The organism is Bradyrhizobium sp. 159 (assembly GCF_023073795.1).
Lineage (GTDB): Bacteria > Pseudomonadota > Alphaproteobacteria > Rhizobiales > Xanthobacteraceae > Bradyrhizobium.
The window spans coordinates 1-16,804 of the sequence record NZ_JADPKE010000085.1; the positions used below are offsets into that span (position 1 = coordinate 1).

General features: G+C 63.4%; 15 protein-coding genes. 7 read left to right on the forward strand and 8 right to left on the reverse strand.

Going from position 1 to position 16,804, the window contains the following annotated elements:
• The first annotated feature begins 755 nt into the window (after positions 1-755).
• The gene (locus IVA96_RS23175) at positions 756-1,319 is read left to right on the forward strand and encodes an SRPBCC family protein (RefSeq protein ID WP_247419414.1); all 564 of its coding nucleotides are present in this window, start codon (positions 756-758) and stop codon (positions 1,317-1,319) included.
• Positions 1,320-1,321: 2 nt separating this feature from the next.
• Positions 1,322-2,275, forward strand: a complete 954-nt coding sequence (locus IVA96_RS23180) for a cytochrome D1 domain-containing protein (protein WP_247419698.1) — start codon at positions 1,322-1,324, stop codon at positions 2,273-2,275.
• Between the two features lie 112 nt (positions 2,276-2,387).
• On the opposite strand, the gene IVA96_RS23185 is transcribed toward IVA96_RS23180, so the two are convergent.
• The 5 genes from IVA96_RS23185 to IVA96_RS23205 all read right to left on the reverse strand — a co-directional run bounded on the left by IVA96_RS23185 (position 2,388) and on the right by IVA96_RS23205 (position 8,901).
• Complete coding sequence (locus IVA96_RS23185; protein WP_247419700.1) at positions 2,388-3,047, reverse strand: HAD family hydrolase; 660 nt, start codon at positions 3,045-3,047, stop codon at positions 2,388-2,390.
• Positions 3,048-3,192: 145 nt separating this feature from the next.
• On the reverse strand, positions 3,193-3,798 hold the full coding sequence (locus IVA96_RS23190) for a hypothetical protein (protein WP_247279903.1): 606 nt from the start codon (positions 3,796-3,798) through the stop codon (positions 3,193-3,195).
• A gap of 158 nt (positions 3,799-3,956) precedes the next feature.
• Entirely contained in the window at positions 3,957-6,932 is a 2,976-nt protein-coding gene (gene uvrA, locus IVA96_RS23195) for an excinuclease ABC subunit UvrA (protein ID WP_247279902.1), read from the reverse strand.
• 285 nt (positions 6,933-7,217) lie between these two features.
• Positions 7,218-7,886 (reverse strand): outer membrane protein, encoded by a 669-nt coding sequence (locus IVA96_RS23200; protein ID WP_247419416.1) that lies wholly within the window; start codon positions 7,884-7,886, stop codon positions 7,218-7,220.
• Positions 7,887-8,118: 232 nt separating this feature from the next.
• Positions 8,119-8,901 carry an outer membrane beta-barrel protein gene (locus IVA96_RS23205; protein ID WP_247419418.1) on the reverse strand — a complete coding sequence of 261 codons (783 nt, stop codon included), beginning with the start codon at positions 8,899-8,901 and terminating at the stop codon, positions 8,119-8,121.
• A gap of 432 nt (positions 8,902-9,333) precedes the next feature.
• Between IVA96_RS23205 and IVA96_RS23210 the strand changes: the two genes are divergently transcribed.
• From IVA96_RS23210 to gyrA, 3 genes are all read left to right on the forward strand, one after another.
• Complete coding sequence (locus IVA96_RS23210) at positions 9,334-9,822, forward strand: single-stranded DNA-binding protein (RefSeq protein ID WP_247419420.1); 489 nt, start codon at positions 9,334-9,336, stop codon at positions 9,820-9,822.
• Positions 9,823-9,961: 139 nt separating this feature from the next.
• Positions 9,962-10,084, forward strand: coding sequence for a hypothetical protein (locus tag IVA96_RS35640; RefSeq protein WP_256464602.1), 123 nt, complete (start codon positions 9,962-9,964; stop codon positions 10,082-10,084).
• 94 nt (positions 10,085-10,178) lie between these two features.
• Positions 10,179-12,908 carry a DNA gyrase subunit A gene (gyrA, locus tag IVA96_RS23215; protein WP_247279898.1) on the forward strand — a complete coding sequence of 910 codons (2,730 nt, stop codon included), beginning with the start codon at positions 10,179-10,181 and terminating at the stop codon, positions 12,906-12,908.
• A gap of 129 nt (positions 12,909-13,037) precedes the next feature.
• On the opposite strand, the gene IVA96_RS23220 is transcribed toward gyrA, so the two are convergent.
• The 3 genes from IVA96_RS23220 to IVA96_RS23230 all read right to left on the reverse strand — a co-directional run bounded on the left by IVA96_RS23220 (position 13,038) and on the right by IVA96_RS23230 (position 15,704).
• Positions 13,038-14,891 (reverse strand): KUP/HAK/KT family potassium transporter, encoded by a 1,854-nt coding sequence (locus IVA96_RS23220; RefSeq protein WP_247419702.1) that lies wholly within the window; start codon positions 14,889-14,891, stop codon positions 13,038-13,040.
• A 306-nt stretch (positions 14,892-15,197) separates the two neighbouring features.
• Positions 15,198-15,455, reverse strand: a complete 258-nt coding sequence (locus IVA96_RS23225) for a hypothetical protein (RefSeq protein WP_247354356.1) — start codon at positions 15,453-15,455, stop codon at positions 15,198-15,200.
• A 45-nt stretch (positions 15,456-15,500) separates the two neighbouring features.
• Complete coding sequence (locus IVA96_RS23230; protein ID WP_247419423.1) at positions 15,501-15,704, reverse strand: hypothetical protein; 204 nt, start codon at positions 15,702-15,704, stop codon at positions 15,501-15,503.
• Between IVA96_RS23230 and coaD the strand changes: the two genes are divergently transcribed.
• Both coaD and IVA96_RS23240 read left to right on the forward strand, forming a co-directional pair.
• Positions 15,703-16,197 carry a pantetheine-phosphate adenylyltransferase gene (gene coaD / locus IVA96_RS23235; protein ID WP_247279895.1) on the forward strand — a complete coding sequence of 165 codons (495 nt, stop codon included), beginning with the start codon at positions 15,703-15,705 and terminating at the stop codon, positions 16,195-16,197. The two genes, IVA96_RS23230 and coaD, sit on opposite strands and share 2 nt — an antisense overlap.
• Before the next feature lie 38 nt (positions 16,198-16,235).
• Positions 16,236-16,799: a peptidylprolyl isomerase gene (locus tag IVA96_RS23240; RefSeq protein ID WP_247295203.1), complete on the forward strand. Its 564-nt coding sequence runs from the start codon at positions 16,236-16,238 to the stop codon at positions 16,797-16,799.
• The last annotated feature ends 5 nt before the right edge of the window (positions 16,800-16,804 follow it).

The window sequence follows — 16,804 nt, forward strand, 5'->3', positions numbered from 1 at the left end:
CGAAGGTTGCGCTCACCGCCTGCATGCGCAAGCTGATTGTGATCCTCAACGTCATGATCGCGCGCGGAGAAAAATGGGACGCCGGCCGGTACGAAGTGAGCGGCCTCGCTCGGCTTCCGCCGAGCGAATGCCCAGCCTAAAGACCGTTGAGCGGGCGGGGTCAAGGCCGTCAGCCGCCGGAGGCGGGGGCGCGCAGCGCCAGCCTTGAGCCCGCTCGATCACCGGTCTACTTCAACACAGTTGCTCCCCGGGGAGCGATGCACTATTGCCCCCGTCGCCTTGCGGATGGCTGATGCCGCGGACCCGGTCGGGCCGCTCACATCACCGCAAGACTTGGCGCACAGACCCCGGGCGCCAGGACCACACGAGTTTGCCGTACGCAGGCTGCACCCGTCGTAGGCGCGCGGCGTTCGCTCACGGAGTGACCCACCCTGCAAACCATCGCGCGCGCGCTGCCCGCGTCCACCACGTCCCATCCCGCGTTCGTGACGATCGCGATCCGCCCCTCGGCCCGGGTTGGGGTGGCCGAAACACATGCGATAATTCCGAATTCTAGTAAAGCGAAATTATTTTGAATGAACGCATTGACCTTGGCCTCGTGTGTTTGCCCGTCAGGCAACGCAAGGGATGGTGTGGATATTCGACACCACGCCCGCCACAACCGCGCCACGAACACGTCTCCCCGCGGTCTAAAAATGCGCTACGATGACCTCAGCGCGCTCCAAGTCGCGCAGATTGATGAATGAGGAAACGACATGAGGATGACGATGGGAACGGCGATCGCCGGGGTGGCGGCGCTGGTGGTGGCGGGGATGGCTCTGACGGTGGCTCTTGAGCCGGTCTGGGCCCATGGGCCGACACGGCAGAAGGTGCGGGAATCCATCGAGATCAGCGCGCCGCCGGCCAAGGTCTGGGCGGCGATCGGCAATTTTCAGGACATGAGCTGGCTCCCGCCCGTCACCAAGACTGAGGGCCAGAAGGGCAACGAGATCGGCGCGACCCGGACGCTGACCCTAACCGGCGGCCCGACGGTCGAGGAGGAGCTCTACAAATACGAGCCCGACATGCTGAGCTATTCGTACCGGATCACCAAGGTCGACGTGAAGGTGCTGCCGGTGACCAATTATTCCTCGACCTTGACGGTGTCGCCTGCGCCGGATGGCAAGGCGAAGCTGGAATGGGCCGGCGCATTCTACCGTGGCTATCCCAACAACGATCCGCCACCGGAGCTGAGCGACGAAGCCGCGGTGAAGGCGGTGAGCGGGCTGTACAGGGCCGGGCTCGAGTCGCTCAAGAAGAAGATCGAGAGCGGTAGCTGATGGTGCGAGCGCTGGTCCTGGCGGCCTTGGCCGCCAGCCTTTGCGGTGCCGGTCTCCCGCGTGCGTCCGCCGACGAGGCGTTCGTCACCAACCAGCTCAGCGACGATCTGATGGTCGTGGACCTCGCCACTGCGCGCAGCGTTGCAACCATTCCGATCGGCGGCAAGCCGGCGGGCGTCGCCGTCAGCGCGGACGGACGCTTTGCCTATGTGACGAGCCCCGACGCCAAGGCGGTGACGGTGGTGGACGCCGCCGCACGGCAGGTTGCGGGTCGGATCGAGGTCGGCGGCGGGCCGCTCGGCATTGCCGTCGCGCCCGATGGCAAGACCGTCTATGTCGCCGACTGGTTTGCCGCCGCGGTGCGGGTGATCGATACGGCCTCGCGCAGCGTCATGGCCAGCATCGCGGTCGGCGCCTCACCATCGGGCCTTGCGGTAACGCCGGACGGCAAGCTGCTGCTCTCGGCAGACCGCGACGACGACAGCGTCTCTGTGGTGGATACGACGACGCGGCAGCGCAAAGCAATGATCAAGGTCGGCACGCGTCCGTTCGGCGTCACCATCGACGCCGCGGGCAAGCGCGCCTACACCGCCAATGTCGGATCCGACGACGTCTCCGTGATCGACATCACCGAAGGCCGCGAGATCGGCCGCGTGCCGGTCGGGATGCGGCCCTACGCGGTGGCGCTGACGCAAGGGCGCGGCTTCGTCACCGACCAGTATGGCGGCACCGTCAGCGTGTTCGATCTGGCGGCTCTGAAGCCAATGAAGCGCATCAATGTCGGCGATTATCCCGAAGGCATTGCCGCGACCGCCGACGGCAAGCGCATCATCGTCGCCTGCTGGGAGAGCAACTCGCTCAACATCATCGATGCCACTGATCTGAAGGTGATCGGCGAGATCAAGACCGGCGACGGCCCGCGCGCGTTCGGGGCGTTTTTGCGCAGGACGGAGTAGGGGATTGCGTAGGGTAGGTTACCCGGACCACGCGCGGGATGTCTCAACGAGTCATAGTGGAAGGCGTAACCAAGCCGCGAGCAACGGAGGATCGGAAGACCACAGCAGTGGGTTACGCTTCGCTAACCACCCTACGAGTCCCGCGGGTCCCGCACAACACACCCACAATCTCGTCCATCTGCTCAAACACGTGGTCCGGCTCCAGGGCCCGCAGCGCCGCCGGGGCCGCATAGCCCCAGCACACCGCACCGCAGGCAATGCCGACGTTGCGTGCCGCCTCGATGTCGCGGACCTCATCGCCGATTGAAATGACCTTACTAGGCTCGACACTCGCGCGCCGGATCACCCGGCGGAATTTTGCAGCCTTGCCGAACAGTGATGCAGAGCAATCGAAATGCGCGAACAGCGCCGCGGCCTCGCCGAGCTTCTCGCGCGCACTGGCTTCGCTGTCAGAGGTCACCAGCGCGAGTTGCACGCCGCTTCCGGCAAGCGCCTGCAGCATCGCCTCGACACCCGCAAACAGCGAAATCTCGCTAGCTGCCTCCGCCTTCAGCCGCCGCGCATGCCGCGCGATCGCCGGCAGCTTCCACAAGGGTACCTCGAGGTGGCTGAGGATCTCGCGGCTCGACGCATGCCGCAGCTCCTCGATGTCCTCATCCTTCACGCGGCGAAAGCCGAAGCGATCGGCGACGTCGTTGATGGTGCGCAGGAACCAGGGAAAGCTGTCGGCGAGCGTGCCGTCGAGATCGAAGATGACGAGGGAGTAGGGCATTGATCTCGCTGAGGTGCTTTGGTTCGCAGAGCCCTTTAGTCTGAACATAACCCTGCGGAAGAGATTTACGTTCATTTCACACAGCGCGCCCGTCACAAAGCGAGGGCCTTGGATCTTTGGATTGGCAAGGTCTCGCTGTAGGACGCTAGCTTCGGGCGGGTGTTGGGAACAATTTGGTGGGCTTGGTGGCGTCCGCCGCAATGGCAGGGCGGCGCAAGCGCTCCCCGGCCCATTCTACGAAGACCGCGCGCGCGGAGGAGTCACCAATGACTCGTGCCGGGATGAAAAACCCCTGTCTCGCATGGTACCAGAATGCGACCATGACTGGGCTGTCTTGAATCGTCGCAATCTCATCCCAAGACATCCGGCTCTCGGTGTTCGGACCTCTGGCGACGATCGAGAAGTCGTCAAAAATAACGTGCCATGTCTTCTGACTGAGACGATCCAACTCAAAGAGTTTCTCGAATATTTGGCGAGAAATCCAGCTCGAGACAAAATACATGTAGAGCTGTCCCACTACTAAGCACAGTATCGCGGCAAACACGGCGGGCGGCGTCAGCCATTCCTGACGTAAGGCGATATAGCTTGCCACGATCATGAAGGCATAAATGGTCAACGCCAAGGTCATTTGGCTACGCCAATCGATGAGGGCCTTCAGGTTGGCTTTCGCAAGTCTTCTGAAGAATCTATCTTCTTCTCTAGAAATTATGAATTCAAAGCTAAAGCTGGATGAGGCGGTTGCGTCGCTCAATCTAACCTCCTGCAGGCGAAGTCAGAAAAATATAGCATCAACCTTCAACTGAACCACAGATTGTTGCCCGAGGCGCCACTTGAGATGCGTCCTAACGAACGCGCGTCCGACTGGTCCGAGTCATTTCCGGGAAATTTGATCACGGCTGCGAGGCGGCGTCACTCCGCCGCCTCGCTCGTCCTCCCGCGCTTCGGCTTGCTTGCCTTCTTCAGCACCGGCTCCAGGAACTTGCCGGTATAGCTCCGCGGTGCCTTGGCGATGTCTTCCGGCGGGCCCCAGGCCACGATCTCGCCGCCGCCGTCCCCGCCTTCGGGGCCGAGATCGATGACCCAGTCGGCGGTCTTGATGACCTCGAGATTGTGCTCGATGACGACGACGGTGTTACCCTGTGCGACCAGCTCGTGCAGCACCTCCAGCAGCTTCTTGACGTCGTGGAAGTGCAGGCCGGTGGTGGGCTCGTCCAGGATGTACAGCGTGCGCCCGGTGGCGCGCTTCGACAGCTCTTTTGCCAGCTTGACGCGCTGGGCTTCGCCGCCGGACAGCGTGGTGGCCTGCTGGCCGACGTGGATGTAGTCGAGTCCGACGCGGTGCAGCGTGTTGAAGGTCTCGCGTACGCGCGGCACCGCCTTGAAGAACTCGGCGGCCTCCTCCACGGTCATGTCGAGCACGTCGGCGATGCTCTTGCCCTTGAACAGCACCTCCAGCGTCTCGCGATTGTAACGCTTGCCCTTGCAGACGTCGCAGGTGACGTAGACGTCGGGCAAAAAGTGCATCTCGATCTTGATGACGCCGTCGCCCTGGCAGGCCTCGCAGCGGCCGCCCTTGACGTTGAAGGAGAAGCGGCCGGGCTCGTAGCCGCGCGCTTTGGCCTCGGGCAGGCCGGCGAACCATTCGCGGATCGGCGTGAAGGCGCCGGTATAGGTCGCGGGATTCGAACGCGGGGTGCGGCCGATCGGCGACTGGTCGATGTCGATGATCTTATCGATGTGCTCGAGGCCCTCGATGCGGTCGTGCGGCGCTGCGCCTTCGCTGGCATTGTTCAGCTTGCGGGCGATGGCACGATAGAGCGTGTCGATCAGCAGCGTCGACTTGCCGCCGCCGGAGACGCCGGTCACGCACGTGAACAGGCCGAGCGGAATCTCGGCAGTGACGTTCTTGAGGTTATTGCCGCGCGCATTGACTACCTTGATGGTGCGGCGATGGTTCGGTGGGCGCCGCTCCGGCACCTCGACTTCGAGCTCGCCGGTCAGGTACTTGCCAGTCAGCGATTTCGGATTGCGCATGATCTCCGCGGGCGTGCCCTCGGCGACGATGTGGCCGCCGTGCATGCCGGCGCCGGGGCCGATGTCGAGCACGTAATCGGCCAGCCGGATCGCGTCCTCGTCATGCTCGACCACGACCACGGTGTTGCCGAGGTCGCGCAGGCGCTTGAGCGTATCGAGCAGACGGGCGTTGTCGCGCTGGTGCAGCCCGATCGAGGGCTCGTCGAGCACGTAGAGCACGCCGGTCAGGCCCGAGCCGATCTGCGAAGCCAGGCGGATGCGCTGGCTCTCGCCGCCGGACAGCGTGCCGGAGGAGCGGGACAAAGTGAGATAGTTGAGGCCGACGTCGAGCAGGAAGGTGAGGCGCTCGCGAATTTCCTTCAGGATGCGCCCGGCGATCTCGTTCTGCTGCGCGTTGAGCGCATCAGGCACGGTCTCGAACCATTCGCCGGCCTTCCTGACCGACAGCTCCGAGATCTCGCCGATATGCTTGCCGCCGATCTTGACGCAGAGCGCCTCGGGCTTGAGCCGAAACCCGTGGCACGCCTCGCAGGGGACGTCATGGAAATATTTCGCCAGCTCCTCGCGCGCCCACTCGCTCTCGGTCTCGCGATAGCGGCGGTTGATGTTGGTGATGACGCCCTCGAACGGTTTTTTGGTGTCGTAGGAGCGCACGCCGTCTTCATAGGAGAACTTGATCTCATCCTCGCCGGAGCCGTAGAGAAGCGCGTTTTGCGTCTTCTTGGGCAGGTCCTTCCACTTGGTGTCGAGCGTGAACTTGTAGTGCTTGCCGAGCGCGTTCAGCGTCTGCACGTAATAGGGCGATGATGACTTGGCCCAGGGCGCGATCGCACCCTTGCGCAGCGTCAGATCCTTCTCGGGGATGACGAGATCCTCGTCGACATGCTGCTCGACGCCGAGCCCGCCGCAGGCGGGGCAGGCGCCGTAGGGATTGTTGAAGGAAAAGAGTCTCGGCTCGACCTCGGGGATGGTGAAGCCGGAGACCGGGCAGGCGAATTTTTCCGAGAACAGGATGCGCTCGGGCCCGCTCTTGTCGTGGATCTTCGCGGTCTTTTTTTTCTCTTCCGCGGGTGCGGCCGCCGGCGCGTCGGCGAATTCGACGACGGCAAGGCCTTCGGCGAGCTTCAGCGCGGTCTCAAAGCTCTCGGCGAGACGCTGGCCGATGTCGGCGCGCACCACGATCCGGTCGACCACGACGTCGATGTCGTGCGGGAATTTCTTGTCGAGCGTCGGCGCCTCCGCCAGCTCGTAGAAGGTGCCGTCGATCTTGACGCGCTGAAAACCCTTCTTGAGCCATTCGGCGAGCTCTTTGCGGTACTCGCCCTTGCGGCCGCGCACGACCGGAGCGAGCAGATAGAGGCGCGTGCCTTCCGGCAACGCCAGCACGCGGTCGACCATCTGCGAGACGGTCTGGCTCTCGATCGGCAGGCCGGTGGCCGGCGAATAGGGCACGCCGACCCGCGCCCAGAGCAGGCGCATGTAGTCGTAGATCTCAGTGACGGTGCCGACCGTGGAGCGCGGATTCTTCGAGGTCGTCTTCTGCTCGATCGAGATCGCCGGCGATAGCCCGTCGATCTGATCGACGTCGGGCTTCTGCATCATCTCGAGGAATTGGCGCGCATAGGCCGACAGCGATTCGACGTAGCGGCGCTGGCCTTCGGCGTAGATGGTGTCGAAGGCGAGTGAGGATTTGCCGGAGCCCGACAGCCCCGTGAACACCACCAGCTTGTCGCGGGGAATCTCGACGTCGATGTTCTTGAGGTTGTGCTCGCGCGCGCCACGGATCGTAATCGCGCGCAGGCTTGAGCCCGCGTTCTGTTGTTGGCGCTTGGCCTTGATCACTTCGTCCATCCCGCTGGTCCTCAAGGAATCCCAAAGACGCGCGATCGCGCCAATGTAAAAGGCGCGCTTCGCCCGGAACCGGGATCGGCGCCGATGGGTATGTCAGCGAACGTAGGAAGAACGCGAGCGGATTTCCAGTGGCACGTGCGAATCGTCAACGGATTGTTGGCGGGCTGGCGGCATCTGGCAGCAGCAGGCGCGAGCGGAACTGCGCGGAACGACCCGTAAACAAAAAGGCCGGCGCGAGGCCGGCCTTTCGTGACGATGTGACGTCGATAGTGATCAGTACTCAGCTCAGTACTTGGCGACCACCGGGCCCCCGAAGTGATAGTTCACGCCGACCTGCACGGTGTGGAAGTTGATCGTGCCGGAGGCCAGCGGAGCGCCAAGGTTAGAGAAGTAGTTCTCGCTGCCGAGGCTGCGATAGAGGTACTCGCCCTTGACCGACCACTGCGGAGCGAAGAAAGCTTCGACGCCCGCACCGACGGTCCAGCCGGAATGCCACTTGCTGTCGGAGACGCTCACGCCGAGGGCGCTGACGGTGATCTTGTTGTCGATCCAGGCGTAGCCGCCGGTGCCGTAGAACAGGACGTTGTTGACGGCCCAGCCGATTCGGCCGCGCACGGTGCCGAGCGCATCGGTCTTGGAGGCGACAGTGATGCCAAGAGCGGTCGCCGAAGCGCTCACGTCAGCCCAGGCGCCATCCGCCTCGATGCCGAACACGACGTTGCCGGTCTGCCAGTTGTAGCCGGCGGTGCCACCGACGAAGCCACCCTGCATCCGCGGGTCGGACGCGTTTTCCCAAGCGCCGCCGCCGACGACGCCGAGGTAGAAGCCGGTCCAGTTGTAGACAGCGGCCGGAGCGATCGGGGCCTTGATATAGGGGCGCGCTGCGAGGTCAGCGGCTGAAGCCGGAGCAGCGAGAGCGAACAAGCAGGCCGAAGCCAACAAAACCTTTTTCATTTTCAACTAATCCCAGTCCCAGTTTCTGTTGTCGCCTTCCATGCCGAAGGCAGCGGACTCAACGGCCCAACTAATGCCGTGCTTACACCACTAAAGCCGCAAGTTGTGTCTCCGAAAAGCCACAACAGCCACAAAACGTCTTGATCACTGACTTATCCGACCGTCTGCTTTGGATAAAACGAAAAAGGCCGGCACGAGGCCGGCCTTTAATCGTTGAACGAAATCAGAGCGATCAGTACCTCGCGACCAGCGGGCCGCCAAAGCGGTAATTCAGCCGGACGAGACCGATGTCGACATCTTGGCCAATTCGGTCGCTCCCGAACACAACGCCCGCCGGCGTGGTAAAGCCGATCGTGCGGTGGCCGAGGAAAATGTGGTCGTATTCGACGCCGACCGACCAGTTTGGTGCGAATCCGAATTCCAGACCGGCACCCACCGTACCACCCCAGCGGGTTTCACGTGCCGATGCCAGCAGCGTGCCAGCGCCCGGAGTGCCTGCGGCGGCATAGACGTCGTACTTGTCCCCGACCACAGCGGCGCCGCCCTTCACATAGAACAGCACATTGTTCCAGGCATAGCCGACCTGGCCAGTGATCAGGCCAAAACTGTCGATGCGAGAGCGGTTACGATCACCGGTGACCAAAGCGGTGCCAGGGAAGAGGGTGCTCACGTTGTCGCCAGAAAAGTCAGCCCAGTTGCCCTGGCCCTCGAAGCCGAACACCCAATTGGTCGACTGCCAGCGATAGCCAATCTGGCCACCGACCGTGCCGCCCGTCGCGTTGTGGCAGCCTTCGCCAACCAGAGTGCCGGTAACAGGCGTCACAAAATCCCAGCACTTGTGGCTCGAACCACCGCCGCCGTTGATACCGATGTAGAAGCCGCTCCAGTCGTAGATCGCGGCAACGGCAGGAGCCGGAGCCTTGGTGTATGGGCGCGCAGCGAGATCTGCCGCGCTTGCGGGAGCCGAGAGGCCCAGCGCCATTGCACCGATTGCACTAAACAGAATCCTATTCATTGCAGTCTCCCCAGTTTCGACCGCTTCTCGAACTCCCCGAAGCGGCTAATTAAGGCGCGACGCCCATATGAACTAATTCCGAGGCAACCCTAGCCTACGAAACCGGCAAAGTCCGTCTCCGAAATGCCACACTCGCGGACCGATTGAGCCAAGCGCAACTTGATGAATGTTAAGCGGTTCCGCCTTTCGCGGGAACCCAAAAAAGTTCCATCGAGCGGCTGCCTTCATCACCACCATCGATGTCCGCCTCGGATTGTCTCAAAGAACAAATCTGGAACGAAGCCAATGGCGGTGCTATATGTGGGGATAACCCGAGGGGTGATGGGCTGAGCGGCGCCCGCAAGCGTATAGGGTCGCCTCAACGGGCGGCGGAGGAACGCACAGAGCGGACTCGGCCTTTGAAATTCAGTGGCATTGGAGTGGAGAGCGGCGATGGCGGGAAGCGTCAACAAGGTCATTCTGGTTGGAAATCTCGGCAAGGATCCCGAAATCCGCCGCACCCAGGACGGGCGACCGATTGCCAATTTGAGCATCGCCACCTCTGAGACCTGGCGCGACAAGAACACCGGCGAGCGCAAGGAAAAGACCGAATGGCATCGCGTCGTGATCTTCAATGAAGGGCTGTGCAAGGTCGCCGAGCAGTACCTGAAGAAGGGCGCCAAGGTTTACATCGAGGGCGCGCTCCAGACCCGCAAATGGACTGACCAGAGCGGCGTCGAGAAGTACTCGACCGAAGTCGTGCTCCAGGGCTTCAACTCGACCCTGACGATGCTCGACGGTCGCGGCGGAGGCAGTGGCAGCTTCGGCGACGAACCCAGCGGCGACTTCGGCTCGTCCGGTCCCGTAAGCAGCGCGCCTCGCCGTCCCGTTGCCGCTGGCGGTGCCCGCAACAGCGACATGGACGACGATATCCCGTTCTGAGAACACGGATCACGCGGCCGAGGCGCATTGCCCGATCGGGCTCCGCCTGGTGTGTCGTGTCAGCAATTCCTGTTCATCGGCGGGGTGGGCTCGGATTTTCCGGGCCCGCTTCATGTTTGACGTGAGCTTGGATTGCGCCATGGCAAATATTCTGAAAGGGCACTCGCAGCGCGATCTTCAGGCGATGGAGGCCATTTCGGAAGGCCGATTTCGCGCCTCTCGGGAGCAGGGCTCTGAAGGGCTTAAGTTGTTGGAAAAATAGGCGGAAAAATCGCTTGCCCTGACCTTCGCGAGGGTAGTTATCGCGGCCCCGATGCGCTATATGATTCCCAGATAAAACCTCACCGGATTTCCCCTTGGCTGACGACGATAACAAGCCCGGCAACCAGCCGGCGCAACCCTCGGACATTCGCCCCGTCTCCATCCTCGACGAGATGAAGAAGTCCTACCTCGATTACGCCATGAGCGTGATCGTGTCGCGCGCGCTGCCCGACGCGCGCGACGGCCTGAAGCCGGTGCATCGCCGCATCCTGTTCTCGATGAACGAGGAAGGCTATACGCCGGACAAGAAGCACAAGAAGTCGGCCGGTATCGTCGGCGACGTCATGGGCCAATACCATCCGCATGGTGACCAGGCGATCTACGACGCGCTGGTGCGCATGGCGCAGCCTTTTTCGATGCGCGAATTGCTGGTGGACGGGCAGGGCAATTTCGGCTCGGTCGACGGCGATCCGCCAGCGGCGATGCGCTACACCGAGTCGCGCCTAACCAAGATCGCGCTGAAGCTGCTCGACGACATCGACAACGAGACCGTCGACTTTCAGGACAATTACGACGGCTCGAGCAAAGAACCGGTGGTTCTGCCGGCACGGTTCCCTAACCTGCTGGTCAACGGCGCCGGCGGCATCGCCGTCGGCATGGCCACCAACATTCCGCCGCACAATCTCGGCGAGGTCATCGACGCCTGCCTAGCGTTGATCGACAATCCTTCGCTCACCATCGACGAGCTCAACAACATCATCCCGGGCCCGGACTTTCCGACCGGCGGCATCATTCTCGGCCGCCAGGGCATCCGCAGCGCCTACCATCTCGGCCGTGGCTCCATCGTGATGCGTGGCAAGGTCGCCTTCGAGACGATCCGGAAGGAGCGCGAGGCGATCGTCATCACCGAGATCCCGTATCAGGTGAATAAGGCGACGATGGTCGAGCGCATCGCCGAGCTCTACAAGGAAAAGAAGATCGAGGGCATCTCCGACCTGCGCGACGAGTCCGACCGCGATGGCTACCGCGTCGTCGTCGAGCTCAAGCGTGATGCCATGCCCGACGTGGTGCTGAATCAGCTCTACAAGTTCACGCCGCTCCAGACCAGCTTCGGCGTCAACGCCGTCGCGCTCGATTCCGGCCGTCCGCAGACGATGAACCTGAAGGACATGCTGACGATCTTCGTCGGCTTCCGGGAGCAGGTCGTCACGCGCCGGACCAAGTACAAGCTGCGCAAGGCGCGCGAGCGCGCGCATGAGCAGGTCGGCCTCGCCATCGCGGTCGCCAACATCGACGAGATCATCAAGGTGATCCGCACCTCGCCGACGCCAGCGGCTGCGCGCGACACCCTGATGACGCGGGACTGGCCGGCGCGCGACGTCGAGGACATCATTACGCTGATCGACGATCCGCGCCACCGCATCAACGAGGACGGCACCATCCGCCTGTCGCTGGATCAGGCCAAGGCCATTCTGGAATTGCGTCTGGCGCGGCTCACTGCGCTTGGCCGCGACGAGATCGGCGACGAGCTGTCAAAACTTGCCGGCGAGATCGGCGACTATCTCGAGATCCTGCGCTCGCGCGCCCGTATCCTCGACATCATCAGGACCGAGCTTGCCGAGGTGAAGGCCGAGTTCGCCACGCCGCGCCGCACCGTGATCATGGAGCAGGAAGGCGAGGTCGAGGACGAGGACCTGATCCAGCGCGAGGACATGGTCGTCACCGTCTCCCACGCCGGCTACGTCAAGCGCGTGCCGCTGTCGGCCTACCGGGCGCAGCGCCGCGGCGGCAAGGGCCGTGCCGGCATGCAGACCCGCGACGAGGATTTCGTCAGCCGCCTGTTCGTCGCCTCTACGCACACGCCGGTGCTGTTCTTCTCCTCACGCGGCCAGGTCTACAAGGAAAAGGTCTGGCGCCTGCCGATGGCTGCGCCGAACGCGCGCGGCAAGGCGCTGATCAACATCCTGCCATTGGAGCAGGGCGAGCGCATCACCACCATCATGCCGCTGCCCGAGGATGAATCGACCTGGGGCAATCTCGACGTGATGTTCGCCACCACAGGCGGCAACGTGCGGCGCAACAAGCTGTCCGACTTCGTCGATGTCCGCCGCTCCGGCATCATCGCCATGAAGCTCGACGACAACGAGGCGATCGTCGACGTGCAGATCTGCACTGAGCGCGACGACGTGCTGCTGACCGCCGCTGGCGGCCAGTGCATCCGTTTTCCCGTCACCGATGTGCGCGTGTTCACCGGGCGCACCTCGATGGGCGTGCGCGGTATTGCGCTTGGTGAGGGCGACAAGGTGATTTCGCTGGCGATCCTGCGCCATGTCGAGACCACATCGGACGAGCGCTCGGCGTACCTGAAAATGCGCCGTGCGGTCGCCGGCGAAGCCGCGACTGAGGAGACCGCCGCGGACGGAGAGGCCGAGGAGACCTCCGGCAGCTTCCAGCTTGCCCAGGAGCGTTACGCCGAGATGTCGGCGCAGGAGCAGGTCGTGCTCACCGTCTCGGTCAATGGCTATGGCAAGCGCACCTCGTCCTACGAGTACCGCACCACGGGACGCGGCGGCAAAGGCATCGTCGCCATGAGCGTCAACAACCGCAACGGCAACCTCGTGGCCTCATTCCCGGTGGAAGATGCCGACCAGATCATGCTGGTCACCGACAAGGGCCAGCTGATCCGCTGCCCGGTCGAGGGCATCCGCATCGCCGGCCGCTCGACCCAGGGCGTGATCGTGTTCGACACCGCCGAGGACGAGCACGTCGTCTCGGTCGAGCACATCACGGAAGAGGCGGAGAGCAACGGCGCGAATGGGGAGTAACGTGTAGCGCAGATGGAGCAGGAAGTCGGTGCCAAGCGCCGGCCAAAGGCACAATCCGGGACCGCATGTTGCCGAACGTTCGGAATCGCGGATTACGCTTGCACCCCATCCGGACTGCGCATTTGCGCGCTAAATCTCCAGCTCGGTCCCGAACTCCACCACCTGCTTGGTCGGCACGCCGAAGAACGCGGCCGAGCGTTCGGCATTGCGCTGGAGGAAAGCGAACACGCTTTCGCGCCAGACCCACATGCCCGGCACGTCCTCGCGCGGGATGATGGTCTCGCGGCCGACATAGTAGGTGACGTCGGAGAGATCGATGCCGGGCAGCTTGCCCAGGCGCCCGACGAACCCCAATCCTTCATAGATCGTCGGGTTCTGCATGAAGCCGTAATGCAGGATCACGCGGGTGATGCCGGGAATGATCTCGATCACCTCGGCCCGTTCTTGGTCGGGAATGTGCGGGGACTCCTCGATCAGCACGGTGACGAGCAGCACGCGTTCGTGCAGCACGCGGTTGTGCTTGACGAACTGGGTCAGCGCCAGCGGCACGCCGCGCGGCGCGGAGGCCAGGAACACGGCAGTCCCCGGCAGCCTGGCGCGGCATTTGTTGACCGCGGTCTCGATCAGGTCTTCCTCCGGCTGGCGCAGCTTCGCCCGCGCCGCCTCGACCAGCTTCACGCCGGCGCGCCAGGTCAGCATCAGGAAGGCGACGAGGCCGGCGAGCAGCAGGGGAAACCAGCCGCCCTCGAACAGCTTGATCGAATTGGCGGAGAAGAAGATCACGTCGATCACGAAGAAGGTGCCGTTCACGGCCACCACGAGCCAGGGCGAATATCCCCATTGGATCGCCACCAGGGCCGCGAGCAGCGTGGTGATTGCCATCAGCAGCGACACCGCGATGCCGTAGGCGCCGGCGAGCGCGTCCGACGTCCCGAAGCTCAGGACCGCTCCCAACGTTGCGGCGGCCAGCAACCAGTTCACCAGCGGCACGTAGATCTGGCCGATTGCAGCGCTCGTGGTGTGGCGGATAAGCATGCGCGGCAGGAAGCCGAGCTGGATCGACTGCTGGGTCAGCGAGAACACGCCGGAGATGATCGCCTGCGAGGCGATCACGGTCGCAACCGCGGAGAAGGCCACCAGCGGATAGTGCAGGGCGTCGGGGCAGAGCTGGAAAAACGGATTCTCGATCATGGCGGGATCGGTGATCAGGAGCGCGGCCTGACCGAAATAGTTCAGCACCAGCGCGGGCAGGCAGATTGCGAACCAGGCGAGCCGGATCGGGAAGCGGCCGAAATGCCCCATGTCGGCGTACATGGCTTCGCCCCCGGTCACCGCGAGGAAAGCGGCGCCGAGGATTCCGAAGGAGATATGGAAATCCTGGTGGATCAGGAAGTCGAAGGCATAGAGCGGGCTCAGCGCCGCCAGCACCGCGGGCGCCTTGACAATGCCGTAGATGCCAAGCGCGGCAAGCACGACGAACCAGGCCAGCATCACCGGGCCGAAGATGCGGCCGATGAAGCCGGTGCCCTGCTTCTGCATCATGAACAGGCCGATCAGGATCGCGATGGTGACGGGCACGACGACGGGCGCAAGCGAGGGGGCGTCGACCTTGAGGCCTTCGATGGCGCTGAGCACGGAGATCGCGGGGGTGATCGCGCCGTCGCCATAGAGCAGGGCGGCGCCGACGAGGCCGACGACCAGCAGATGCGCCCGCCAGGTGCCAGGCTGGGCATTGCGGGCGTGCAGCAGCGCTAGCAGCGCGACGATCCCGCCTTCGCCGCGATTGTCCGCGCGCAGGATCAACAACGCATATTTGAGCGAAATGATGAGCAGCAGTGCCCAGAGGATCAGTGAGGCAACCCCCAGGACAGCATCGTGGCTTAACGTGCCGCCATGGGCAGCCGCCTTGGCGGCTTCCTTCAGGGCGTAGAGGGGACTGGTGCCGATATCGCCATAGACCACCCCAAGGGCGCCCATGGTCATAGCAAGCGGCAGCGGATCGGGATGATGGCCGGAAGCGACTGCGGGCGTACTGGACAATGGCGACCCCCGATGGGAATCGCGCCCGACGGATCATTCCGGCGGGCGCGAGCATCAGGCAGTCTGCGACGAGACGTTGCAAATATCCATGGGGTTTGTATTGGGTCGGTCTATAGCGGGCTAGCGCATGATCCCGAAAAGTGCCCAGCGGTTTTTCGAAAAGATCATGCTCAAACAACAACCTAACGCGCGATGACGATTCATCCTGATCTCATCGCGCTTTGGCTGACGTGAAACTGACAGGTCCGACTAAGGGGTCCGATCGGCGGTCACGAGGCGTGCCTCACGGACATTGGCCTTGGTGCCGGCGCGGCGCAGGCACGAGGCTTCGAAGTTCGGCCAGGCCTGCTGCGAGCAGTCCTTGCCGATGCTGCGGATGTCGAGCCGGTCGCTCTTGGCCAGCGGCTGCGGCACGCTGGCTTCGACGGTCGGGGCGAAGCCGGGCAGCAGGGTGAGGGCGGCGGCAGCACATGCTGAGATGGCGATCGCCGAAAGAGCCTTGATCATTGACAGTCCCCTGTGATGCGGCCGCTGCGCCTTGTGTGCGGCCCGTCATTCGTTGGCCGGATTGGTAACCATGGCCAGTTTCCAGACGTCTTCGCCGGAGCGGGAAATGGTTTCGTTGATGCGCCCTTTGTTTCGTGGCCGCCCCCAGGACGAAACAATTCGAGGGATTCCGACATGGTTTTGCGGAAAGAACGGCAGGGAACCCGCCCGACTTGCCGCCCCGGGCCGGGCGCGGTAGGAGGAGGCCATGCCGCGCATCGCCTTCTATCCCGGTTCCTTCGACCCCATCACCAACGGCCATCTGGACGTGGTCCGGCACAGCGTGTCGCTGTGCGACAGGCTGGTTGTCGCAATTGGAGTCCACCCCGGCAAGAAGCCGCTGTTCTCGACCGAGGAGCGGCTGAAGATGCTGCACGACGTCTGCGGGCCGGTGGCGGCCCAGGCCGGTTGCGTGCTCGAAGCCGTGACCTTTGACGATCTGTCGGTCACCTCGGCGCGCAAGCACGGCGCGACCATCATGATCCGGGGCCTGCGCGACGGCAGCGACCTCGATTACGAGATGCAGCTTGCCGGCATGAACGAGGCCATGGCGCCGGAGGTGCATACGGTGTTCCTGCCGGCCTCTCCCATGGTTCGCCCGATCACCGCCACTTTGGTGCGCCAGATCGCCGGTATGGGCGGAGACGTTTCGGCCTTCGTCCCGCCGCTCGTAGCAAGCCTGCTCAAGGCAAAATTCGCCTGATAACCGCGCGCTTCTTCCTCATCTGATCCGGAGTTGTCATGATCCGAATTCTCGCAGTTCTTGCCGCGCTCGTGTTCGCGGCGCCGGCGGTGGCGCAGCAATTGCCGGCGAACCTCGACAAGGCCAACGCCATCGTCATTGACAGCACCAAGGGCCGCATCGTCATCAAGCTCAGGACCGACATCGCGCCCCAGCATGCCGAGCGCATCAAGCAGCTCGCACGTGAAGGCTTCTACAACAACGTCCCGTTTCATCGGGTGATGGACGGGTTCATGGCGCAGACCGGCGACGGCCAGAATGGCAACGGGACCGGCGGGTCGAAATATCCGAACCTGAAGCAGGAATTCTCCAAGGTGCATTTTGCGCGCGGCATCGTCGGGATGGCGCGGCGCGGCGACAGCGTCGACAGCGCCAACTCGCAATTCTTCATCATGTTCGCCGACGGTGGCAGTCTTGATAACCAGTACACGGTGATCGGCGAGGTCGTGCAGGGCATGGAGGTCGTCGACAAGCTGAAGAAGGCACCGCCCGGCTCGCCGAGCGGCACCGTCACCGATCCCGACAAGATGGTGAAGGTGCAGGTCGCATCCGACATCAAATAGGAGAG